General features: G+C 70.1%; 21 protein-coding genes. 10 read left to right on the top strand and 11 right to left on the bottom strand.

Annotated elements, in window-relative coordinates; all coding sequences use genetic code 11:
• Positions 1-182 (bottom strand): helix-turn-helix domain-containing protein (locus NRB56_RS37420; RefSeq protein WP_153349113.1); only part of this gene is annotated, 182 nt, incomplete at its 3' end.
• A 71-nt stretch (positions 183-253) separates the two neighbouring features.
• Here NRB56_RS37420 and NRB56_RS37415 point away from each other — a divergent pair.
• The 5 genes from NRB56_RS37415 (at position 254) to NRB56_RS37395 (ending at position 7,535) form a co-directional block, all read left to right on the top strand.
• The gene (locus tag NRB56_RS37415; RefSeq protein WP_319944094.1) at positions 254-2,029 is read left to right on the top strand and encodes a gamma-glutamyltransferase family protein; all 1,776 of its coding nucleotides are present in this window, start codon (positions 254-256) and stop codon (positions 2,027-2,029) included.
• Between the two features lie 187 nt (positions 2,030-2,216).
• On the top strand, positions 2,217-3,854 hold the full coding sequence (locus NRB56_RS37410; RefSeq protein ID WP_227838669.1) for an ABC transporter substrate-binding protein: 1,638 nt from the start codon (positions 2,217-2,219) through the stop codon (positions 3,852-3,854).
• A 15-nt stretch (positions 3,855-3,869) separates the two neighbouring features.
• Complete coding sequence (locus tag NRB56_RS37405) at positions 3,870-4,826, top strand: ABC transporter permease (protein WP_319944093.1); 957 nt, start codon at positions 3,870-3,872, stop codon at positions 4,824-4,826.
• Positions 4,823-5,710: an ABC transporter permease gene (locus tag NRB56_RS37400; protein ID WP_153349110.1), complete on the top strand. Its 888-nt coding sequence runs from the start codon at positions 4,823-4,825 to the stop codon at positions 5,708-5,710. The genes NRB56_RS37405 and NRB56_RS37400 overlap by 4 nt, the downstream gene beginning before the upstream one ends.
• Positions 5,711-5,723: 13 nt before the next feature.
• Positions 5,724-7,535, top strand: a complete 1,812-nt coding sequence (locus NRB56_RS37395; protein WP_319944092.1) for an ABC transporter ATP-binding protein — start codon at positions 5,724-5,726, stop codon at positions 7,533-7,535.
• A gap of 6 nt (positions 7,536-7,541) precedes the next feature.
• Here the strand turns inward: NRB56_RS37395 and NRB56_RS37390 are convergent, their stop codons facing one another.
• The gene (locus tag NRB56_RS37390; RefSeq protein WP_153349109.1) at positions 7,542-7,937 is read right to left on the bottom strand and encodes a hypothetical protein; all 396 of its coding nucleotides are present in this window, start codon (positions 7,935-7,937) and stop codon (positions 7,542-7,544) included.
• Positions 7,938-8,166: 229 nt separating this feature from the next.
• Between NRB56_RS37390 and NRB56_RS37385 the strand changes: the two genes are divergently transcribed.
• Together NRB56_RS37385 and NRB56_RS37380 are read left to right on the top strand one after the other, a co-directional pair.
• Positions 8,167-9,231: a glycoside hydrolase family 18 protein gene (locus NRB56_RS37385; protein WP_153349108.1), complete on the top strand. Its 1,065-nt coding sequence runs from the start codon at positions 8,167-8,169 to the stop codon at positions 9,229-9,231.
• A gap of 26 nt (positions 9,232-9,257) precedes the next feature.
• Positions 9,258-9,974 carry a LysR family substrate-binding domain-containing protein gene (locus NRB56_RS37380; RefSeq protein WP_153349107.1) on the top strand — a complete coding sequence of 239 codons (717 nt, stop codon included), beginning with the start codon at positions 9,258-9,260 and terminating at the stop codon, positions 9,972-9,974.
• A gap of 280 nt (positions 9,975-10,254) precedes the next feature.
• Here the strand turns inward: NRB56_RS37380 and NRB56_RS37375 are convergent, their stop codons facing one another.
• The 6 genes from NRB56_RS37375 to dxr all read right to left on the bottom strand — a co-directional run bounded on the left by NRB56_RS37375 (position 10,255) and on the right by dxr (position 17,343).
• A complete protein-coding gene (locus tag NRB56_RS37375; RefSeq protein WP_153349106.1) occupies positions 10,255-12,078 on the bottom strand; it encodes a penicillin-binding transpeptidase domain-containing protein in 1,824 nt (607 codons plus the stop codon).
• 92 nt (positions 12,079-12,170) lie between these two features.
• On the bottom strand, positions 12,171-13,034 hold the full coding sequence (locus NRB56_RS37370; RefSeq protein WP_319944091.1) for a GNAT family N-acetyltransferase: 864 nt from the start codon (positions 13,032-13,034) through the stop codon (positions 12,171-12,173).
• Positions 13,035-13,082: 48 nt separating this feature from the next.
• Complete coding sequence (gene ispG, locus NRB56_RS37365) at positions 13,083-14,240, bottom strand: flavodoxin-dependent (E)-4-hydroxy-3-methylbut-2-enyl-diphosphate synthase (RefSeq protein WP_319944090.1); 1,158 nt, start codon at positions 14,238-14,240, stop codon at positions 13,083-13,085.
• Positions 14,241-14,425: 185 nt separating this feature from the next.
• The gene (gene cynS / locus NRB56_RS37360) at positions 14,426-14,866 is read right to left on the bottom strand and encodes a cyanase (RefSeq protein ID WP_153349105.1); all 441 of its coding nucleotides are present in this window, start codon (positions 14,864-14,866) and stop codon (positions 14,426-14,428) included.
• An 83-nt stretch (positions 14,867-14,949) separates the two neighbouring features.
• Positions 14,950-16,170: a M50 family metallopeptidase gene (locus tag NRB56_RS37355; RefSeq protein ID WP_153349104.1), complete on the bottom strand. Its 1,221-nt coding sequence runs from the start codon at positions 16,168-16,170 to the stop codon at positions 14,950-14,952.
• Positions 16,171-16,203: 33 nt separating this feature from the next.
• The gene (gene dxr, locus NRB56_RS37350) at positions 16,204-17,343 is read right to left on the bottom strand and encodes a 1-deoxy-D-xylulose-5-phosphate reductoisomerase (RefSeq protein ID WP_319944089.1); all 1,140 of its coding nucleotides are present in this window, start codon (positions 17,341-17,343) and stop codon (positions 16,204-16,206) included.
• 145 nt (positions 17,344-17,488) lie between these two features.
• Here dxr and NRB56_RS37345 point away from each other — a divergent pair, with 145 nt between their 5' ends.
• Entirely contained in the window at positions 17,489-17,761 is a 273-nt protein-coding gene (locus tag NRB56_RS37345; protein ID WP_153349103.1) for a DUF2631 domain-containing protein, read from the top strand.
• Between the two features lie 80 nt (positions 17,762-17,841).
• On the opposite strand, the gene NRB56_RS37340 is transcribed toward NRB56_RS37345, so the two are convergent.
• Both NRB56_RS37340 and NRB56_RS37335 read right to left on the bottom strand, forming a co-directional pair.
• Positions 17,842-17,997: a hypothetical protein gene (locus NRB56_RS37340; protein WP_153349102.1), complete on the bottom strand. Its 156-nt coding sequence runs from the start codon at positions 17,995-17,997 to the stop codon at positions 17,842-17,844.
• A gap of 171 nt (positions 17,998-18,168) precedes the next feature.
• Positions 18,169-18,681, bottom strand: coding sequence for a peroxynitrite isomerase (locus tag NRB56_RS37335; protein ID WP_153349101.1), 513 nt, complete (start codon positions 18,679-18,681; stop codon positions 18,169-18,171).
• Between the two features lie 119 nt (positions 18,682-18,800).
• On the opposite strand from NRB56_RS37335, the gene NRB56_RS37330 reads away from it, so the two are divergent.
• Complete coding sequence (locus NRB56_RS37330; protein ID WP_227838668.1) at positions 18,801-19,700, top strand: ABC transporter permease; 900 nt, start codon at positions 18,801-18,803, stop codon at positions 19,698-19,700.
• Entirely contained in the window at positions 19,697-20,557 is an 861-nt protein-coding gene (locus NRB56_RS37325; protein ID WP_153349100.1) for an ABC transporter permease, read from the top strand. Before NRB56_RS37330 ends, NRB56_RS37325 begins: the two co-directional genes overlap by 4 nt.
• Positions 20,558-20,736: 179 nt before the next feature.
• Here the strand turns inward: NRB56_RS37325 and NRB56_RS37320 are convergent, their stop codons facing one another.
• Positions 20,737-21,180, bottom strand: coding sequence for a DUF4254 domain-containing protein (locus NRB56_RS37320; protein WP_406603578.1), 444 nt, complete (start codon positions 21,178-21,180; stop codon positions 20,737-20,739).
• Between the last annotated feature and the right edge of the window lie 132 nt (positions 21,181-21,312).

The raw sequence follows: 21,312 nt of genomic DNA, 5'->3' as shown, positions 1-21,312 counted from the left end.
CCCGCGCTGCTCAGCACCGCGTTGCGCCCGACCCGGTGGAACAGCGCCACCCCGAGCTCCTCCTCGAGTTTCGCGATCGCCCGCGACAGCGACGGCTGCGCCACCCGCAGGGCGCGCGCGGCGTGCGTGAAACCACCGTGTTCCACGATCGCGACGAAATACTCGAGTTGTCTGCGTTCCATAAACACACGCTATTGGAGCAGTGTCACAGATGTCTTGGACGTACATCCGATCGTCGGGTGATACTCGGCTGGTGTTCACCACGCGTCCCACGCTGCAGGGCAGTTTCGGCATGGTGTCGTCCACACACTGGCTGGCCTCGGGGGTCGCCATGGCGGTCCTGGAGGCCGGCGGCAACGCCTTCGACGCCGCGGTCGCGGCCGCCTTCACGCTGCACGTGGCCGAACCGCATCTGAACGGCCCGGCCGGTGAGGTGCCGATCCTGCTGGCGCCGGCGGGCCGGCCGCCGCGGGTGCTGTGCGGCCAGGGCCCGGCGCCCGCCGGGGCGAGTATCGAGCACTACACCGCGCTCGGGCTGGGGCTGGTGCCCGGCACCGGGCCGCTGGCCGCCGCCGTGCCGGGCGCCTTCGACGCCTGGATGGTGCTGCTGCGCGACCACGGCACGAAACGCCTGGCCGAGGTGCTGTCCTACGCCATCGGTTACGCCGAGCGCGGCGTCCCGGCGGTGGAACGGATCGGCGCCGCGGTCGCGGCGGTGCGGCGGTTGTTCGAGACCGAGTGGACCAGTTCGGCCGCGGTGTATCTGCGCGGCGGAAAGCCGCCCGCCCCGGGCGAACTGCTGGCCAATCCGGCGCTGGCCGCCACCTGGCGGCGGCTGATCGCGGAGGCCGAGGCGGCGAGCGCCGATCGCGAGGCGCAGATCGAGGCGGCCCGGCGGGTGTGGCGCGAGGGCTTCATCGGCGAGGCCCTGGCCGCCGGCGCCGCGCGCCCGGTCCTGGACACCTCCGGCGAGCGGCACGCCGGCACCCTCACCGGCGACGATCTCGCGAATTACGCTGCCACCTACGAGGATCCGGTCACGCACGACTGGAACGGCTGGACCGTCGCGAAGCCGGGGCCGTGGAGTCAGGGACCGGTGTTCTTGCAGCAGTTGGCCCTGCTGCCCGACCGGCCGGAATACGGGACGCCGGAGTACTTCCACACCCTCATCGAGGGGTCGAAGCTGGCCTTCGCCGATCGGGAGGCGTGGTACGGCGACGGCACCACGGTCTCGGTCGAGACCCTGCTGTCCCCGTACTACAACAGCCGGCGCCGCGGCCTGATCGGCCCGCGCGCCTCGCTCGAACTGCGGCCCGGCAGCCCGGACGGGCAGCGGCCGAGAATCCCGCGGTACTCGGGAACCGTTGCGGCACAGGACGTGCCGTCCGGCGCGGGGGAGCCGACGGTCGCGGCCACCGGCGAGACCCGGGGCGACACCTGCCATCTGGACGTGGTGGACCGCTGGGGCAACATGGTCGCCGCCACCCCCAGCGGCGGCTGGCTGCAATCCAATCCGGTGCTGCCGGAACTGGGTTTCCCGCTCGGCACCCGGTTGCAGATGGCCTGGCTGGAACCGAATCTGACGAGTTCGCTCACCCCCGGCCGGCGGCCGCGCAGCACCCTCAGCCCGTCGCTGGCGCTGCGCGACGGGCAGGCGGTCATGGCGTTCGGCACCCCCGGTGGCGACCAGCAGGACCAGTGGAGCCTGCACTTCTTCCTCGCCGTCGCGCTCGGCGAACGGGTGCGGGGCGGACCGGATCTGCAGGGCGCGATCGACGCGCCGAACTGGCATCAGGAGAGTTTCCCCGGCTCGTTCTATCCGCGCACCACCGATCCGGGGGCGGTGACCGTGGAATCACGCATCGGCGCCACGGTGATCACCGAACTGCGCCGCCGCGGCCACCGGGTCACGGTCGGTGGCCCGTGGTCGGAGGGCCGGATGTGCGCGGTGGCAAGGGATCCGGAGACCGGAGTGTTGTCCGCGGGGGCGAATCCGCGCGGTATGCAGGGCTACGCCGCGGGTCGCTGAGGGATTGCCGCTTGTGTGACACGATTGCCACTTTGCGCCGTTCCCCCGGTTTGCGAGCTGTGAAATTGTGATGTAATAAACAGCGACACAGCAACTTTCGTCTATTCCGAAAGGCGCGGTAAGCGGACCGTTCGGGCGATAGCTGTCCGGAAAGCGAAGTATCGCGAACCGAAGTATGTTGTACGGCATGCTCTCCCGAATGGCCCGGCAGGTGGCAGTCGGTCTGGCAGTGGCACTGTTCGGTCTGCCGGCCGTCACCGCATGCTCGCCCGCGCAACATTCCGTCGGAACCGCCGCGCACGCGGACGATTTCGGCACCCCGATCGGCGATCGGAAGATCCGCGACGGCGGGAACCTGGTGATGGGCCTGTCCTCCGAACCGGATCGCCTGGACCCCACCACCTCCAGCTCGCTCTACACCCGCGTCGTGATGAGCTCGATCTGCGAGAAGCTCTACGACAACGATTCCGCGGGTCGTCCGGTACCCCAGCTGGCCACCGCCCTGCCCGACATCTCCGCCGACGGCCTGACCGTCACCGTCCCGCTGCGCACCGGCCTGAAGTTCGCCGACGGCACCACCTTCGACGCCGCCGCGGTGCAGACGAGCCTGCAGCGGCATCTCACCTTCAAGACCTCCCAGCGCACCGGCGAGATGGGGCCGATCGCGAGCATCGACACCACCGACGCCGGACATGTCGTGCTGCACTTGCGGACTCCGTTCGCGCCGATCACCGCCGCACTGGCCGACCGGGCCGGGATGATCATGTCGCCGGCCGCGCTGACCGCCGCGGGCGACTCGTTCGGTGATCATCCGGTGTGCGTCGGGCCGTTCAAATTCGTTGCGCGCGTGCCGCAGACGTCGATCACCGTGACCAGGGACCCGCTCTACTACGACGCGGCGCACGTGCATCTGGACGGCATCACCTACCGGATCATCGGCGACGACAACATCCGGGCCGCCAACCTGCGCTCCGGCGACATCCAGGTCGCCGACACCATCGCCCCGACCGACGCCGACGCCCTCATCGGCGACCCGAAACTGCGCCTGCTGCAATCGAGTTCGCTCGGCTACCAGGGCCTGACGATCAATATCGGCAATGTCGACGGCGTCGGCAAGCCCACCCACCGGATCGACACTCCGCTGGCCGAGGACCCGCGCGTCCGGGAGGCGTTGTCGCTGAGCATCGATCGCCCCCAACTGGTGCGGGCGGTGTTCGCCGGCTGGTTCGATCCCGCCTGCACGCCGATCGCGCCGAATTCGGCCTACGCCTCCGCGACCGGAACCGCCTGTCCCGCATACGATCCGCAACGCGCGAAGCAACTGCTGACCGCGGCCGGGGTACCGGTGCCGTTCCCGGTGAAGTTGCAGGTCTCCAACCGGCAGGCCGATCTGCGATACGCGCAGGCGCTGCAATCCTCGGTCGCCGCGGGCGGATTCGATCTGCAGATCGTCCCGGTCGAGTATTCGACGCTGCTCGACGTGCAGAAGCGCGGCACCTTCGAGGCGCTGTTCCTGGGCTGGTCCGGCCGGATCGACCCGGACGCCAACACCGCCCGGTTCCTCACCACCGGATCGCCCGGCAACTACGGCGGTTACTCCTCGCCCGCGATGGACGACCTGCTGTCGCGGGCCGGCCGGGTCGCCGATCCGGCCCAGCGCGCCGACCTCTACGGCCGGGCGGTGGGGCTCATCCAGCAGGACAACCCGTACCTGTACACCTATCGCATCCGCGTGCTCACCGGGCAGTCGGCGAGCGTGGCCGGCGTCGAGGTGTACCCCGACGGCGTGGTGCGGCTCGGCCGGGCCGCCTTCCTGGCCGGCTGACGGGGAGCGAAGGCCGTGCTGCGGTACGTCTTCCACCGGTTGTGGCAGTCGGCACTGACCCTGGTGCTGGCCTCCGTGGTGATCTTCCTGGGCGTGCGCGCGCTGCCCGGCGATCCCGCCGTCACCATGGCCGGTGAACAGGCCGACCCGCAGACCGTCGCCGCCGTCCGCGCCCACCTCGGCCTGGACCGGCCGCTGTGGGCACAGTACTGGGAGTTTTTGTGGCACAGCGTCTCCGGTGATTTCGGCCACTCCATCCGGACCGGGTCGCCGGTGCGCGCCATGATCGCCACCACCTTCCCGGTCACCCTGCAACTGGCCGGGTACGCCATGCTGATCGCCGTCCTGACCGGGGTGTCCGGCGGCGTGCTGGCGGCCGTGTACCGGGGGCGCTGGCCGGAATGGCTGGCGAACGGGGTGTCGCTGGTGGCGATGTCGGTGCCGACGTTCTGGCTCGGACTGCTCGGGGTGCTGTACCTGTCGGTGCGGCTGCACTGGTTCCCGGCCTCGGGATACGTGTCGCCACTGCACGATCCGGCCCGCGGCGGGTACTACCTGACCCTGCCCGCGCTGGTGCTCGGCCTCACCCACGCGGCGATGCTGCAACGGCAGACCCGCTCGTCCATGGTGGAGACGCTGACCGCCGATTTCGTCCGCACCGCCCGCGCGAAGGGCCTCGCGCCGATGACGGTCGTCGTCCGATACGGCCTGCGCAACAGCCTGATCGTCGTCACCACGGTGATCGGGCTACAGCTGGGCCTGCTGATCGCCGGCACCGTGGTCACCGAACGCATCTTCGCGCTGCCGGGCATCGGCAAGCTGACCCTGGATTCGCTGTTCAGCCGCGACTATCCGGTGATCGAGGCCGTGGTGCTGGTGATCGTCGCGTCCTACATCCTGATCAATCTGCTGGTCGACCTGCTGTACACGGTGATCGACCCGCGGGTCCGCGTGGCCGGGAGGACCCGATGAGCGTCGCGATTCCCCAGCGCGAGAACAGGATCGGCGAACCACCGGTTTCCGCGCGAACCGGCCCCTGGCAGCGGCTGCGCCGGGACCCCAAGGGAATCGTCGGGGCGATCCTGCTGGCGCTGACGATCCTGGCCGGCCTGTGCGCGCCCCTGCTGGCGCCGTACGGCCCGGCGGAGGTGCATTTCGACGCGCCGTACCAGCCTCCCCTCACGGTCGGATTCGCCCTGGGCACCGACGATCTCGGCCGCGACGTACTCTCCCGCACGCTGTACGGCACCCGCGCCTCACTGGAGGTCGGCACGCTCTCGGTGCTGTGCGCGGTGCTGCTGGGCGGCACGCTCGGCCTGGTGGCCGGCTATCGGCGCGGCCCGGACGCGGTACTGTCCCGGCTCGGCGACGTGGTGCTGTCCTTCCCGTATTTCGTGCTCGGCGTCGGCCTGGCCGCGATCAACGGCGGCGGACTGGTGGATGCCGCCCTCGCGCTGGGCATCTCGCAGGTTCCGGTGATGATGCGGGTGGTCCGCGCGGAAACGTTGCGGCTGAAGGAATCCGACTTCGTCCTGGCGGCCCGCGCCATGCACGTACGGCCGTGGCGCATCCTCGCCGAGCACATCCTGCCCAACGCGGCGGCCGCGATGATCGTCCAGGCGACCCTGATCATGCCGATCGCGGTACTGGGGGAGGCGGTGCTGTCCTTCCTCGGCCTGGGCATCCGGCCACCCGCCCCGAGCCTGGGCATCATGCTGTCCGACGCCCAGCAGTACCTGTCGCGCACCGTCTGGCCGGGCGTCTTCCCCGGCATCGCGCTGGCCCTGATCTGCTTGGGCTTCAACCTCTTCGGCGACGCGCTGCGAGACGCGCTCGATCCGAAGACCGCGAGATGAGGAAGGCGCCGCCGTGACCGCCCCGCTGCTCGAGATCGACGATCTGCGGGTGTCCTTCGGCGGCACTCCCGCCGTGCGCGGTGTCGGCCTCACCCTCGCGCCGGGCGAACGGGTCGCGGTGGTCGGCGCCTCCGGGTCCGGCAAATCCACTCTGGCACATGCCGTCCTGGGCCTGCTGCCCGGCTCCGGCCGGATCACCGGCGGCCGGATCGCCTGGCGCGGAACAGAGATCACCCACGCCCCCGAGCGCCGGATGCGCGCGTTGCGCGGCCGCGAGATCGGCCTGGTACCCCAGGACCCGATGTCGAACCTCAACCCCGTCACCCGGGTCGGCACCCAGGTGTCGGAAGCCCTGGTGGCACACCGCATCTGCGGCCGCCGCGAGGCGAGCGGACGCGCCGCCGAACTCCTCGGCCGCGCCGGCATCCCGGACCCCGAACGCCGCGCCCGCCAGTACCCGCACGAATTCTCCGGCGGCATGCGCCAGCGCGTCCTGATCGCGATCGCCCTCGCCTGCCGCCCCCACCTCCTCATCGCCGACGAGCCCACCTCGGCCCTCGACGTCACCGTGCAACGCCGAATCCTCGACAGCCTCACCGAACTGACCCACGACCTGGGCACCACCCTCCTCCTGGTGACCCACGACCTCGGCCTCGCCGCCGAACGCGCCGACCGGGTGCTGGTGATGTCCGACGGCCACATCGTCGAATCCGGCCCGGCGCGAACGGTTCTGACCACCCCCCACCACGCCTACACCCGCCGCCTTGTCGCCGCAGCCCCCGCTGCCTACGTCATCAGCACCACACCCGCCGGCGGTCCCGACCGAACTGCCGCCCGCATCGCATCCACGAGTACCGGTGCCGATCCCACACCTGCCGTCGGCACCGGACCGGATGCCGGCGCGGCCGCGTCCGAGAACGCCGCTCCGGCAAGCACTGTCGGCACCGAAGCAGCTGCCGACCGCAACGCCCGGCGTGTTTCCGCCGTCGGCACCGCCGGTACCGGACCGACTGCCGTTCGCGCCGCCGATAGGACAGCCGCCGATCCACCGCTGCTGGAGGTGCGCGACGTGCGCAAGGAGTTCCGCCTGCGCGACCGCGGCGGCCTGTTCGCGGCTGTCGACAGCGTCTCGTTCACAATCGGCCGCGGCCGCACCACGGCCATCGTCGGCGAATCCGGTTCGGGCAAGACCACTGTCGCGCACATGGTGCTCGGGCTGGTGACCCCGACCACCGGCAGCATTCACCTGGAAGGGGTCGATCTGGCGGGCCGCACCGGGGACCGACTGCGCGCGGCCCGGCGAGCCATGCAGCCGGTGTTCCAGGACCCGTACGCCTCCCTGGACCCGATGTGGACGGTGCGCCGTCTGATCGCGGAACCGTTGCGCGCCTTCGGGATCGGTGACCGCCCTGCCCGCCGGGCCCGGGTCGCCGAACTGCTGGATCAGGTGGCCCTCCCAGCGGTGGTCGCGCGACGTCACCCGCACGAACTGTCCGGTGGCCAGCGCCAGCGGGTCGCCATCGCGCGCGCCCTCGCCGCCGATCCTCCACTGGTCGTCTGCGACGAGCCGGTGTCGGCACTGGATGTGCTTGTCCAGGACCAGATCCTGACCCTGCTGGCGGATCTGCAACAGCGCCTCGGCCTCAGCTACCTGTTCATCTCCCACGACCTGGCCGTCGTCCGCGCGATCGCCCACGAGGTACTGGTGATGCGCGACGGCCGGGTCGTCGAGTCGGGACCGACCGCCGAAATCCTCACCACCCCAGCCGATCCCTACACTCGCGGGCTGCTCGACGCGATTCCCGGCGCGGCTGGTCCGGCCTGAACCGGATCAGGCCGACCGTCGCCGCCGGTCGTATTCCAGCAGCCACCGCCATCGCGGCAACCCGGCCAGCACCGCGGCCACCACCAGAACCAGCACCGCCACGCCGATCGCCGGCCACCAGACGAACCACGGCGAGATCGCCGCGGCCGCGAACTCCACGACCATCATCGCGACGGTCACCACGCCCGGCACCGCGACCGGCGACGGCCGGTCGCCCGGCGTGCCGATCACCGCTGGCAGCCCGATCAACACGATCACCGACAACGCGGACAACACGATGGATACCGAGGCCAGGGCCCACGGAGTCGCCACCCATCCGATCAACTCGGTCAGGAACCGCAGCACGCCCGCGGTCCGGCTGTCCGGTGATTCGCCACCCACACTGCGCCGCACCTCACTCATGAATCCATGTTTCCACAACGCGCAGACCATCCGGTCCGCCGATGCCGGAGACGGACCACCCTCGTCACTCGATCAGGAGGAGGTCCAACGCATCAGAGGTGCCGGATCCCCGGCGCGAGCGGACGATTCAGGGAGTGCACGGTACCGGCTCGAATTCGGTTGCGGGCCGCGCGGTCCGCGTCCCCGGATCGGGCTGCTCGAGGGCACGGGGACCGCATAGCATTGCGGGATGCGGGAATTCGTGCGGCGGCCGCTCGGGTCGATCCGAGCGCGGTGGCGGAGTTGGTCGCGGCTGCGGCGGGTGTCGCTCAGCGTGATCCTCGTGGTGTGCCTGGTGCTGCTGCTTCCGCTGACGGCCGTGCTCACCCTGTGGACCGCCGATCTGGGCCGGCCCGCCGACGATGCCCGCACTCGCGGTCACGATGCGTTCTGGCTCGGCCACGCCTGGGTCGACGGCCGCAAGACCGAGGCCGACGTGGCGGCGCTGGGGGAGCGGCTGGCCGGTAGCGGCATCACCGATCTGTACGTGCACACCGGCCCGCTGTCCGACGACGGCAGCCTCGACCCGCGGCTGTATCCGCTGGCCGCCTGGTTCGTCACCACCGCGCATCGGCTGCTGCCCGGTGTCCGGATCCAGTCCTGGCTCGGCGATTTCGTGGCGCCCGAGCACGACGCGCTGCACATGGCGGACCCGGCGACCCGGGATCGGTTGCTGGACTCGGTATCCCATGTGCTCGACCTCGGATTCGACGGTGTGCACTATGATCTGGAGCCCGTGCGCTCCGGATCACCGGACTACCTGACCATCCTGGACCGCACCCGCGCGCTCACCACGGCCCGGCACGCGCAACTGTCGGTGTCGGCGCCGCAAATCGATCCGCTGCCGGGATTGCACCATCTGTACGTGACCCTCGCCGGGCACGGAAAGTTCTGGGCGCAGTCGTATTTCGCGGAGGTCGCGCGCCGGGTCGACCAGATCGCGGTGATGTCCTACGACACCTGGATGCCCACCGAGTCCTTGTACGGTGGCTATCTCGCACAACAGACGAAACTGGCGTTGCAGGTCACCCCGCAGCAGACCCTGTTGCTGATGGGGGTGCCGGCGTTCTGGGCCGAGGACTACGGTCATCACGGCGACGCCGAGACGGTGGCCGGCGCCGTCCGGGGCGCGCGCCTGGGCCTGAGCCGCACCGCGCCGGGCCGCCAGTCGTTCGGCGTCGCGCTCTACGTCGACTTCACCGCCACCCCCGGCGACCTCGCCGCCTACCGCAGCGACTGGTGCCGACCGGACTGATCGGCGGCTGACGTACCCTGGCCCGCATGGACCAGTCGGCCGCGGACGCGTTGCGGATCGGATACGTACCCGGCGTGACCGTCGCGAAGTGGGCGGGCCGCTGGACCGACCGCTTCCCCGGCACGCCGCTCGAACTGATCCAGGTCCCGCAGGCGGATCAGGAGACCGCCCTCCGGGAGGGCCGCGTCGACATGTGCTTCGTCCGCGTGCCGATCGAACGGGAGAACCTGCACCTGATCCCGCTCTACCGGGAACGACCGGTGGTGGTGGTCCCGAAGGATCACCCGATCTCCCTGTTCGACGAGGTCGGCATGGCCGACCTGGCCGACGAGCGGATGCAGGACGCCTCCGACCTCGACGCGCTCGCGGCGACGGTGGAACTGGTCGCCGCGGTCGGCGGCGCCGCCGTCATGCCGCACTCCCTGGCCCGCCTGCACCACCGCCGCGATCTGGTGAACCGCGTGATCACCGACGCCCCCGACACCGAGATCGGCCTCGCCTGGCCCCGCGACCTCGACACCGTCGCGGTCCAGGAATTCATCGGCATCGTCCGCGGCCGCACCGAACGCAGCTCCCGCTCCACTCCGGAAAGCGCTGCGGCACAAGAAAAATCGGCCCGCAAGACCGCCCCGCGCAGTACCTCGGCCACCGGGGGAACGACGAGCCGGAACCGGTCCGGAACGCCGCCGGGCCGGAAACCCGCGCCGGCCCAACGAAAACCATCCCGGCGTCGCGGCCGCTGAAGCTTCGAGCCCGGCCTCGGCTCGCCCCACCCGGCCCGGTACGGCTCGATGTGGCCCGGCACCCATCGACGTGGCCCGGCTCGGCCGGGTTTGCCCGGCTCGGCTCGGCCACGGTACTTCCGGAGCCGGCCCATCGTCCTGGTTCGCCGGATCTGATCCGGAGCCGAACACATCTGCGCTGGTGGACAATTCGCTGAGCGGCCGATCGGCCTCGGCAGCCGGGCGAGCCCGGTCCCCGGCGGCTGCGGGTCTTACGTTCGGCCGCCGTGCGTCACGCGGCCTACGCGGACCCCGGCGGCAACGCGGCCAGCATGTCCCGCGTCACCGCCACCGCGTGATCCGAACTACCCCCGCGAACCAGCAACGTCGCGAACGCCAGATCACCGCGGTAACCGACGAACCACGAGTGCGATCCGCCGTCCACCTCCGCCTCACCGGTCTTGCCGAACACCTCACCCATGTCGGCGATGCGGCCCGCGGTGCCGCCGGTGACCACCTTGCGCATCATCGACCGCAGTCCGTCCAGCACCTCCTCGGACAGGGCGGGCACGCCGGGGGCGTCCGGTTTGGCCCCGATCTTGGTCTCGTGTCCCGAGATCAGATACGGCACCGGCACGGAACCCCGCGCCACCGTGGCGGCCAGCAGCGCCATGCCGAACGGGCTGACCAGGACCCGGCCCTGTCCGATGCCGTCCTCGGTGCGCTGGATGAGGTCGTCGGCGCGCGGCACCGAGCCGGAGACCGTGGTCATCCCCGCGACCGTGTAGTCCGGGCCGATCCCGAACGCGGCGGCGGTGGAAGTCAGTGCGTCCGCGGGCAATTCGCTGGCCAGCTTCGCGAAGGTGGTGTTGCAGGAGCGCTCGTAGGCGTCCGACATCGGCGCGTCGCCGATGGTGAACTGGTTGTAGTTGGGGATGGTCCGGTTGCCGATGATCACGTCGCGCGGACAGGGCAGCACGGTGTCCGGGGTGGCCATGCCGCGGTCCATCGCCGCCACCGCGGTCACCGTCTTGAAGGTCGAACCCGGCGGATACAGGCCGATCATCGCGACGGGCCCGTCGGCGTCGGCGGCCCGGTTCTGCGCCACCGCCAGGATCGCCCCGGTGGAGGGCTGCACGACCACCATCATCGCCGGATCGGCGGGCCGGTCGACGGCCTGCTGCGCGGCGTTCTGCACGAACCGGTCGACACTCAGCGAGAACGACGGCGCCGGTTGGGGTTCCGATTCGGTGAGCACATCGGTGTCCACCCCGTTGGCGTTGACGGTGACCACACTCCAGCCCGCCTTGCCGTCGACCTCGTCGATGACGGTCTTGCGCACCTCCGCCAGCAGATCCGGCGCGAAACCGCGATCGGTGGGCAGCAGATCCCACTGCCGGTCGGCGCCGACGCCGGGTATCCCGGTCAATTGCCCACTCACCTGGTCGAATTCGTCGTCGTTCAGCATCGCCACCTGGACCGGGCCCGCGAACCGGCGGCGGGTGGCGGCCAGGACCGAATCGGTGGTCACGGTGTGGTCGACCGGGTTCAGCGCGGCGGCCAGCGCCCCGGCCGCGGCCGCCGGCTCCGGAGTACCGGACGCGGTGAACGAGATGATGTGCACCACACCGGGAATCAGCACATCGCTGCCGGCCCGTTCGTTGACCCGGGCCCGCGGGGCGGGCAGCGCGCGCAACTCGAGCCGCTGGGTGTCGCCCAGCTTCGGGTGGATGTCCGAGGCCGACCAGCGCACCTGCCAGCGCCCCTCGCTGCGGCCCATCTGCAGCACCCCGGTGTAGGACCAGTTGCGCCGCTTGGGCAGTCGCCACCGGTAGGTGTACTCGACCGTCGCGGTGTCGCCGGCGATGCGGGCGGCGCCGACGTGCGCGGTCAGCTGTTCGGCCTGTAGGTCGTCCCAGGCCGCGGCGAGGGATTCGGCGGCGTGATCGGGGTGATTGGTGAGCGCCGCGGCGGCGCTCGTGTCGTGCCGGGCGAACGCCGAGACGAATTCGTCCGCCGCGGCGGCCGGCCCGTGCCGCCCGGCGGCACACCCGCCCGCGGCGGTGACGAGGACCGCGGCCGAAGCGGCGGCGGTAACGCAACGCAGCAGCACCTGTGTCGACATCGGTGCGTAATCGTAGACAGCCACCACCGCGCCGGCCGTCCGACACGCGAATGTGCCGCCGCCGCTTCGAAAGTGGTGTCCGAAATACCCGTTCAGTCGACCAGGACGGTGGCGAAGGTGGCGACCTGGTCGAAGCCGATCCTCGCGTACGAGCGGCGGGCCACCTCGTTGAAGTTGTTCACGTAGAGGCTGGCCGTGCGGCCGGTGGCGACCACGGCGTTCGCCAGCGCCGCGGTACCCGAGGTGCCGATCCCGCGCCCGCGCCACTCCGGATGCACCCACACACCCTGGATCTGGCCGGTGCGGCGGGACATCGCACCGACCTCCGCCTTGTAGACGACCTCACCGTCCTCGAACCGGGCCCAGGCCCGGCCGGACTGGATCAGGTTCGCGACCCGGCGGCGGTAGCTGCGGCCGCCGTCGCCGGCGCGCGGGTCGACCCCGATCTCCTCGGTGAACATCGCCACCGCGGCGACCAGGTAGCGGTCCAGTTCGTCCAGCCGCACCCGCCGCACCAGCGGATCGGCGACGATCCGCGCGGGCCCGTCCAGCGCCAGCAGCGGCTGGTCGGGCCGCAGTTCCCGCGGCGGTCCCCAGCGATCGGCCAGCAGCTCCCACAGCGGCAGCGCGAGCTCCTTGCGGCCGACCACCGACGAGCACACCCGCGGCCATCGGGCCGCCCGCTCCGCGAACGCGTGCAGATCGTCCCGGTCGCCGCGCAGCGGCATCAGATTGGCGCCCGAGAAGCACAGTGAGTCGGCCGGACTGCTGCGCGTCCACAGTTCGCCGTGGCCGCCTGCCCTGGTGTCCACACCGCATTCCTGCAGTCGCGCGGCCACCATGCAGCACGCCACCGGATCACTGTCCAGCACCCGGAGCACCTGCGCCACGTCGCGGTTGGACAGTTGGCGAACGCCCGTGCTGCGTGACCGTCTCGGATCCAGCACACTCCGCACCTTCACAGCCTGCCACGAACTGTGCGGATGCGCTGGTGTTTCGTACGCCTAACCGACCTCGACGACCGGTCCGCCGGTGCCTTCGCCGGTGCCCATCTGCTCGGCCAGCCGCAGGGCCTCCTCGATGAGGGTCTCCACGATCAGGTGTTCGGGCACGGTCTTGATGACCTCGCCCTTGACGAAGATCTGGCCCTTGCCGTTGCCGGAGGCCACGCCGAGGTCGGCCTCGCGGGCCTCACCGGGGCCGTTGACGACGCAACCCATGACGGCGACCCGCAGCGGCACCTCCATACCCTCGAGGCCGGCGGTGACCTGGTCGGCGAGGGTGTACACGTCGACCTGGGCCCGCCCGCAGGACGGGCAGGAGACGATCTCGAGCTTGCGCGGCCGCAGGTTCAGCGACTGCAGGATCTGCGACCCGACCTTGATCTCCTCGGCCGGCGGCGCCGACAGCGAGACCCGGATGGTGTCGCCGATGCCCTCGCTGAGCAGCGCGCCGAACGCCACCGCCGACTTGATGGTGCCCTGGAAGGCCGGCCCGGCCTCGGTGACACCGAGATGCAGCGGATAGTCGCAGGCCGCCGCCAGCTGCCGGTACGCCTCGACCATGATCACCGGATCGTTGTGCTTCACCGAGATCTTGATGTCGCCGAAGCCGTGCTCCTCGAACAGCGAGGCCTCCCACAGCGCCGATTCGACCAGCGCCTCCGGGGTGGCCTTGCCGTACTTCTCGAGCATGCGCTTGTCCAGCGAGCCGGCGTTGACGCCGATGCGGATCGGGATGCCCGCCGCGGCGGCGGCCTTGGCGACCTCGCCGACGCGGCCGTCGAACTCCTTGATGTTGCCCGGATTCACCCGCACCGCAGCACATCCCGCGTCGATCGCGGCGAAGATGTAGCGCGGCTGGAAGTGGATGTCGGCGATGACGGGGATCTGCGATTTGCGCGCGATCGTCGCCAGTGCGTCGGCGTCCTCCTGCCGGGGGCAGGCGACGCGGACGATATCGCAACCGGCCGCGGTCAATTCGGCGATCTGCTGCAACGTCGCGTTCACGTCGTGGGTCTTGGTGGTGGTCATCGACTGGACGGAGATCGGGTGGTCGCTGCCGACCCCGACGCTGCCCACTCGCAGTTGGCGTGTCTGACGGCGCGGCGCTAGGACCGCCGCTGGTGCGGCTGGGATTCCCAATGCGACGGCTGTACTCACCTTCGGCTGCCTACTTTCGTCTGCGTGCTCCACGTTCGCCGCCCGAGTCTAGTGCCGGAGAGTGACGGGGGTGTTGTGAGGACGCCGACAACCCCCTGCGGAAGCCACACCTCTGGGGATCCGCCATCAGTCATTCGGAGCCGGGCGAGCCCGGGATGCCCGCGGATCCGGACCCGAAACCCCCCTTACCACTGATAGGGGAGGAATTTCCCGTCCAGCGTCACGACCACCCGGTCCCCGGCCGGATCGGCTTCGCGCCGCACGTCGAGCCGGAAGTTGATCGCGCTCATGATCCCGTCGCCGAACTCCTCGTGGATGAGTTCCTTGATCGCGGGCCCGTAGACCTGCAGCACCTCGTAGAAGCGGTAGATCGTGGGGTCGGTGGGCACCGGCGACTCCAGTGCGCCGCGGGTCGGCTGCGCCTGGAGCGCCCAGCGCACGTCGTCGTCGAGTTCCAGCACCCGGACGACGATCCTCGCCTCCGCCTCGGGTACCGGATGCTGCCCGAGCAGGGCCGCCACCGTCCACGCCGGCGGCCGGCCGATCGCCTCGGCCAGCTGTGCCCAGCCGATCCCCAGCCGCTGCTTGGCCGCCAGTACGGCCTCGCCCGCCGCCTTCTTCGTCATCGCCGCATCCTCTCGCCGTTCGTGCGGATCCCGACGCTAGCCGGAGCATGTTTCGCCCAGGTTGAATCCCGGGCCGGGCCCGATCAGGGGAACAGCTTGATCGGGTTCACGATGTCGGCGACGACGGTGAGGATCATGTACGCGCCGCCGATCACGACCACCACGTAGGTCGCGGGCAGGAGTTTCAGGTAGTCGACGGGTGCGCCGGGGGCCAGGCCGCGGCGGCCGCGCAGCGAGTTGCGCAGCTTCTCGTAGAGGACGACCGCGATGTGCCCGCCGTCCAGCGGCAGCAGCGGCAGCAGGTTGAAGGCGCCCAGGAAGAAGTTCAGACTCGCCAGGACCAGCACGAACGCGCCCCACATGCCGTGCTCGGCGGTCTCGCCGCCGATCTTGCTGGCGCCGTACACGCTGACCGGGGTGTCCGGATCGCGGACGCCGCCGGTGACCGCGTGCCACAGGTTGACGACCTTGGTGGGCATCTGCGCCAGCGATTGGAAGGTCTTGCCGAACATGTCCCCGGTGAACGACGCGGACGCGGGCAGCGCGGCGAGCACGTTGTACTTCTGCGGCTCGTAGTAGTCCTGCCCGACACCGACCTTGCCGACCAGGACCGGCGTGGTGCTGCGGACCTTGGTGTCGGGATTCACCGGATAGGTGGCGACCCGCTCGGGCACCACCCGGATGTCCATGGTCTGCCCGTCGCGGCGCACGGTGTAGGTGAGCGGGCCGGTCGCGGCCTCGGTGCGGGCCTTGAACTGGTCCCAGGTCTTGATCGGGGTGCCGTCCACCGCGGTCACCAGGTCGCCGCGCTTCAGGCCCGCCACCTGGGCGGGACCGTCGCCGGTGCAGGGCGCCGCGCTGCCGTCGGGGTTCTGGGCGGCGACGCAGCCGGCCGGGGCGATCTGGGTGGCCGGCGGGCTGTCCAGCCGGGGCAGCCCCCACGCCACGGCGAGCAGCACGATCAGCAGGAAGCCGAGCAGGAAGTTCATCAGGATGCCGCCGATCATGACCAGCAGCCGCTTCCAGGTGGCCTGCCGGTACATGGCCCGGTCGAGTTCCTCGGGCTCGAGCTCGTCCAGCGCGGTCATGCCCGCGATATCGCAGAAGCCGCCCAGCGGCAGCGCCTTGACGCCGTACTCGGTCTCGCCCCGGCGGAACGACCAGACCTTCGGGCCGAAGCCGACGAAGTACCGCCGGACCTTCATGCCGGTGGCCTGGGCCGTCCACATGTGACCGCACTCGTGCAGCGCGACCGACACCGTTATGCCGATCGCGAACAGCACGAATCCGAACGCGAATCCCATCCGGTACCGACCCTTCCTGCTATGCGCGTTACGTCAATTGTCCACGAGGGAGCGCGCCAGTCCCCGCGCCCACGCATCGGCGGCGAGCACCTCGTCCAAGGTAGCCGGTTCCGGGGTCCACATGTCGGCCGACTCGACCACACGGGTGACCGTGTCGACGATCTCCGGGAATCGGATGCGCCCGTCGAGGAAGGCCTCGACGGCGACCTCGTTGGCCGCGTTGTAGGTGGCCGTCACGCTGCCCCCCGCCTGCCCGGCCCGGCGCGCGAGTTCGACGGCCGGGAAGACCGCGTCGTCGACCGGGGCGAATTCCCAGCTGAACGCCTGCGTGAAGTCCAGCGGGGCCAGCGTGCCCGGCACCCGGTCCGGCCAGCCCAGCGCGAGCGCGATCGGCAGCCGCATGTCCGGCGGGCTGGCCTGGGCGATGGTCGAGCCGTCGGTGAAGGTCGCCATCGAATGCACGATCGACTGCGGATGCACGGTGACATCGATGCGGTCGTACGGCACACCGAACAACATGTGCGCCTCGATCAGCTCGAGGCCCTTGTTCACCAGCGTGGCCGAATTCAGCGTGTTCATCGGGCCCATCGACCAGGTCGGGTGGGTCTTGGCCTCGGCCGGGTTGACGGATTCCAGCATCGCCCGGGTCCATCCCCGGAACGGGCCGCCGGAGGCGGTGAGCACCAGCCGGTCGACCTCCGCCGCCCGCCCGGAGCGCAGGCACTGCGCCATCGCGGAATGTTCGGAGTCGACCGGGACGATCTGTCCGGGGACCGCCGCCCGGGTCACCAGCGATCCGCCGGCCACCAGCGACTCCTTGTTGGCGAGCGCGAGCCGGCGGCCGGACTCCAGCGTGGCCAGCGTGGGTTCCAGCCCGAGCGAGCCGACCAGCGCGTTGAGCACCACGTCGGCGTCGGTGCGCCGCACGAGTTCGGTCACCGCGCCCGGACCGCTCAGTGCCACACCGAGTTCCGCCGCGGCGGCCGGATCGGCGACCGCGACCTCGGTGACGCCGGTCGCCCGGATCTGTTCGGCGAGTACGCCGGTGTTGCCGCCGCGGGCGGCGAGCCCGGCGACCCGGAACCGATCCGGATTCGCGGCGATCACCTCCAGCGCCTGGGTGCCAATGGAACCGGTGCTGCCCAGCAGCAGGACTCTCACGACGTCGGACACGCACTCATTGTCACCCGCCGCGAATCCCCGGTGACCCCGGACCGGCGAACGATCTCGCGGCGACGACACCGGCAGTGGCCCAACTGGCTACGACACACGGTCGTATGCGACGATGGCAGGCGGTAGTGCACCAATACCCGAACCGATGGGAGCCAACGTGTCCGCGGAACTGGAACCGGCAAAGAGCGCCGTCGTCACGAAGGTCGACCCCGCCGAGGTTCCGTCCGCCGCCTGGGGCTGGAGCGGCGAGTCCCGCACGACCTTCCGCCGCGCGGGCTGGGTCGTCGTGGTGATCCTGCTGGCCATGCTCATCGGCAACCACAAGGGTCACGTCGAGGACATCTACCTGATCGGTTTCGCCGCGGTCCTCGCCGGCATCCTGATCCGCGACTCCTTCCTTCAAGGCAAGCCGCGGTAGTTCTCCGCAGACACAAAACCCGGATGCGCTCTGCAGGGGGCGCATCCGGGTTTCGTGGTCGCTTCGTGCTCGGGGGATCGTTACGGCGATTGCACCTCCATTCCGTGAGCGTCGATCGTGGCGGCGAGGTCGGCGGGCGACGTCGCCCCCGCGGAGGCGTCGCCCAGCAACTCGACGGCGCCTGTCCCGGCCAGGATCATGCCTGCGGTGATGAGGGTCAGCGTCGAACGCTTCATATCCTTCTCCCTTATCGGTTCGAGTCGGGAAGAGTTCGATCCATCCGTTTGCCAACTAATAGCTGACACGGACAACGGTAGAACGGAAAACGCCCGTCCGACAAGTCCACCGCGTCCGGAGGTGCAGTCCAATATTGGCTATGCCGCAGGTCACGCCCTAGATTTCCGATATTAACCGGTTCGTCGCAAACTCGCTGCAAGGTGATGGCGTGTCGGTTGCCCGACCGCCGCCATCCGCAGCGTGTAGTCGATGGAGTCGCCGGTCAGCACCAGCGAGCGGCCCAGTGCCGTCACGAGCTTCGCGGAAGTGCTGAGGCCGATGTGCTTCGAGTCGAGGTCCAGTTGCAGTCCGTCGTCGGTGACCTTCACACTGCCCTCACAGATCTCGGTGACACCGGTCGGATGGGCCAGGATCAGCTCGACGCGATCCGGTCCCGCGCTGCGCAGATATCCGGTCTCCGCGTGCAGGGATCGACCGTCGCCGGCATGCCTGGTGCGCTGCCGATAGGTCAGGAACGGCCGGCCGACGTGACCGAACCGGATCTCCTCGTGGTAGTCGAACGGTTCGATCGTCGGGTACTCGCCGTGACCCGAGCCACGCCAGGTCCCCAGGAGCGGAGCGAGATGGGCGATGTCCGGATGGGGCGCGACGGGTGGCTGGGGTTCGAACACGGCGGACAGCATAATGCGCGGGGGCGCGGCCGGTGGCGCGGCGCCGCCGGATTCGTGCCCATGGGGGTTGACGGCGGAAGACCTGCCGACACCGCTGCGGATGCGGCGCGCGCCGCGATGACTCTGGTGAGATGAAACCCGATCCGGCAGTGGGGGACCGGTTGTCGAGCGGAAAGCGGGAGGCGATGAGCGTCGAGGTGATCGATTCGGTGACACCGGGATACGGCGGTGCGCCCGCCCCATCGCGGCCGTCGGCCGTCCGGCAGTGCTGGGTGCTGGCGTTGCGACTGGTCCGGCCGTCGGTGCGCAACGGCGAGGTGCTGATGGCGGTGCTCGCGCCGACGGTGTTCACCATCGGCTTCTACATCCCGCTGAACCGGGTGATGAGCTTCGTCGGGCACGGGTCCGGCTCGTACGCGCAGTTCCTGATGCCGATGATCGTGATGCAGGCGGTGGCGTTCTGCGCGACCACCGCCGCGTTCCGGTCGGCCAGCGACGCCCGCGACGGCCTGGACACCCGGTTCGCGACGATGCCGATGCCGCTGATCGCGCCGCTGGTGGCGCGCACGGCGGCGGTGCTCTACCGCACGGCGATCTCGCTGACCGCGGCGGTGGTGTGCGGCTACGTGATCGGCTTCCGGTTCTACGGAAGTTGGTGGCAGACCGCGGCTTTCGTGGTCTTCGCGCTGGCGCTCGGCGTACTGCTGGGCGCGCTGGGCGATCTGGCGGGCGGGCTGTCCGGTAGTCCGGAGGCGGCCACCCAGATGCTGGTGCTGCCACAGCTGATTCTCGGCATGGTGTCCACCGGATTCGTCCCGGCCTTCCAGTTCCCGGCCTGGATGCGGGGTTTCGCGCGCAATCAGCCGGTGTCGCAGTTCGTCGGCGTGATGCGAGCGCTCGCCGGTGACCGGCCGGGGGTTCCGCCACCGGTGACCTGGTCGCTGCTCGGGCCGGGGCTGCTGTGGACGCTGGCCGGCCTCGGCGTCGGCGGCGCCGCCGTGATCCTGCAGGCCGTTCGGAGGCAGCGATGATCCCGGTGGACACCCGCCCGGCCGCGGCGGCCCGGCCGGACCCGGCCGCGGAGCGGGCCCCGATGCCGATCGCGCCGTCCCGGACCGAGACCTGGTCCCGGCTGGTGCCGCAGACCGCGATCCAGACCCGGCGGTTGTTGCTGCGCTGGCGCCGGGATCCGGTGACGATGACGCAGGCGCTGCTGTTCCCGACCCTGTTGCTGATCATCCTGAATTCCGTACTGGGCGGGCAGATCTCGACCTTCTCCGGGATCAACGCGCTCTACGGCACGGTGCCGATGACCACGCTGGTGTCGGTGATGTCCGGTTCGCTCGCGGGTGCGGTGACGCTGGGCCGTGAGCGCGATGCCGGGTTGCTGGCCCGGTTCTGGGTGCTGCCGGTGCATCGCGCCTCCGGCGTGCTCGCCCGGATCTGCGCCGAGGGTGTGCGCATCCTGCTCTGTACCGCAGTGCTGTTCGGCGTCGGCACCCTGCTCGGTTTCCGGTTCCGCCAAGGCCTGCCGGCGGCGCTGGCGCTGGTGAGCGTGCCCCTGGTCTACGGCCTGGCCTTCGCGACGGCGGTCACCACTGCGGCGGTCTACACCGCGAAAGGTACGTTGGTGGAGGCGATTTCGCTGGGTTCGTCGATGTTGATGTTCTTCTGCACCGGATTCGTGCCGCTGACCGCATACCCGGAGTGGGTGAAACCGTTCGTCGCGCATCAGCCGATGAGCTGTGCCGTCGACGCGATGCGCGGATTGTCGGTGGGCGGCCCGGTCCGGGAGCCCTTGCTGGCGACCGTGGTGTGGTCGGTGGGGGCGATGGCGCTGTTCGCGGTGCCGGCCGCGGTCGGCTACCGGCGGGCGAGCCGGGCCTGAGCGATGGAGCCGAGGGCGGGCGTGCCGCGCCAGTCGACTACGCGGCACGCCGGGCGGGGCGCCTCGTTGCGCCCGCCGTACCTGGCGGGCAACGTCCCGGACCGGGGCCTCGATCGGCCGCTCGGCGACGTTACCACTGGCAGGGAATGACCGTGTGCGTCAATGCGTTACGTGGTGATTCACTGCTCGGGCAACCGACGCCGGCCACCGGCCACGTCGATCACGAGATCAGTGTAACCGTCCACCAGTTCGGCCAAGTGGTACCAGTGTTTATGAGTATTGTCACTGCGCGGTCCGTCGCGATCGATCGCGAGATTGGCGTCGACCCAACTGCGGGCCATCCGATCGACGACCGCGCCCAGGCTCTCGGTGTGCAACGAGGCGCCGTTGCGATGCTGCGGCAGTTCCTGTTCCACCCATTCGTTGATGTCCTCGACGAGTTCGCTACGGCGGCAATCGATCTCGGTGACCATTCGAGGGTCACGGATCTCCACCCGCCGCGTGTGCAACTCGGCCAGGGCGCGTGCCGACCGCAACAGGACCCGGTCCTGGAAGCGGCGCCCCTGGAACGCGCACAGCAGTTGCGGTGCGGTCGGCAGCACCCCGGCAATCGACATCGTCATTCTGGTACCCCCTGCGCAGCCAGATGTATCACTAATCGCACCAACATGATTGGTCTCCGGATTCAGCTATACCGGTCATGGGATCGGTGTTTCAGAACTAGGCTTGGTATGCATGATGCTACTTGCAGATGC

This window comes from Nocardia aurantia, from assembly GCF_009604425.1.
Lineage (GTDB): Bacteria > Actinomycetota > Actinomycetes > Mycobacteriales > Mycobacteriaceae > Nocardia > Nocardia aurantia.
The sequence above is the reverse complement of the archived record's forward strand: the minus strand, read 5'-3'. Positions and strand labels throughout refer to the sequence as shown.

What these genes read in the sequence shown, in the direction of transcription:
- NRB56_RS37410 (WP_227838669.1), top strand. Translation starts at nt 2,217, where the DNA reads ATGCTCTCCCGAATGGCCCGGCAGGTGGCAGTCGGTCTGGCAGTGGCA.
- NRB56_RS37400 (WP_153349110.1), top strand. Translation starts at nt 4,823, where the DNA reads ATGAGCGTCGCGATTCCCCAGCGCGAGAACAGGATCGGCGAACCACCG.
- NRB56_RS37390 (WP_153349109.1), bottom strand. Translation starts at nt 7,937, where the DNA reads ATGAGTGAGGTGCGGCGCAGTGTGGGTGGCGAATCACCGGACAGCCGG.
- NRB56_RS37385 (WP_153349108.1), top strand. Translation starts at nt 8,167, where the DNA reads ATGCGGGAATTCGTGCGGCGGCCGCTCGGGTCGATCCGAGCGCGGTGG.
- NRB56_RS37380 (WP_153349107.1), top strand. Translation starts at nt 9,258, where the DNA reads ATGGACCAGTCGGCCGCGGACGCGTTGCGGATCGGATACGTACCCGGC.
- NRB56_RS37375 (WP_153349106.1), bottom strand. Translation starts at nt 12,078, where the DNA reads ATGTCGACACAGGTGCTGCTGCGTTGCGTTACCGCCGCCGCTTCGGCC.
- cynS (WP_153349105.1), bottom strand. Translation starts at nt 14,866, where the DNA reads ATGACGAAGAAGGCGGCGGGCGAGGCCGTACTGGCGGCCAAGCAGCGG.
- NRB56_RS37355 (WP_153349104.1), bottom strand. Translation starts at nt 16,170, where the DNA reads ATGGGATTCGCGTTCGGATTCGTGCTGTTCGCGATCGGCATAACGGTG.
- NRB56_RS37345 (WP_153349103.1), top strand. Translation starts at nt 17,489, where the DNA reads ATGGGAGCCAACGTGTCCGCGGAACTGGAACCGGCAAAGAGCGCCGTC.
- NRB56_RS37340 (WP_153349102.1), bottom strand. Translation starts at nt 17,997, where the DNA reads ATGAAGCGTTCGACGCTGACCCTCATCACCGCAGGCATGATCCTGGCC.
- NRB56_RS37335 (WP_153349101.1), bottom strand. Translation starts at nt 18,681, where the DNA reads ATGCTGTCCGCCGTGTTCGAACCCCAGCCACCCGTCGCGCCCCATCCG.
- NRB56_RS37330 (WP_227838668.1), top strand. Translation starts at nt 18,801, where the DNA reads ATGAAACCCGATCCGGCAGTGGGGGACCGGTTGTCGAGCGGAAAGCGG.
- NRB56_RS37325 (WP_153349100.1), top strand. Translation starts at nt 19,697, where the DNA reads ATGATCCCGGTGGACACCCGCCCGGCCGCGGCGGCCCGGCCGGACCCG.
- NRB56_RS37320 (WP_406603578.1), bottom strand. Translation starts at nt 21,180, where the DNA reads ATGACGATGTCGATTGCCGGGGTGCTGCCGACCGCACCGCAACTGCTG.